The sequence below is a fragment of the Paraburkholderia sp. SIMBA_027 genome, assembly GCF_046535315.1.
GTDB classification, from domain to species: domain Bacteria; phylum Pseudomonadota; class Gammaproteobacteria; order Burkholderiales; family Burkholderiaceae; genus Paraburkholderia; species Paraburkholderia tropica.
The window spans coordinates 1-335 of record NZ_JAWRWY010000242.1 but is presented as its reverse complement, the minus strand read 5'-3'; the positions used below and the strand labels follow the sequence as shown (position 1 = coordinate 335).

1 protein-coding gene is annotated in these 335 nt (G+C 57.0%); it reads right to left on the bottom strand.

All coding sequences use genetic code 11. The features are described from left to right. On the bottom strand, window positions 1–203 hold a 203-nt coding region (locus SB764_RS38950; protein ID WP_410866605.1), incomplete at its 3' end, for a hypothetical protein. Window positions 204–335: the final 132 nt, after the last annotated feature.

The following is a 335-nucleotide window of genomic DNA, read 5'->3' as shown; positions in this document are numbered from 1 at the left end:
GAGCAGGCACAGGCACTGCGCAACGCGGTAGCGATCTTCAGGGTCGACGATGCAAGAGATCTGAATTCATTGACTGTCGGCGAAACAAGGCTGGCGCCCCAATCCGCTAGGATAAAGAAGCCCTCCGGATCGCTAACGCCGAGTCGTACGAAAGCCGCAACTGACTGGAGCACATTCTGATCGTTGAAGTTGAGCGCGGTCATGACAAACCAGCCGCGCATTCACTGCGAAAAGGTCACCGTCTGTCCTGTCGAATGCTCCCGCAGCGTCAGGACGACCGCTGCATGTTTCAGCTGTCAATCACGCGGACGCGTGACTTTGCATTCCACCCGTGT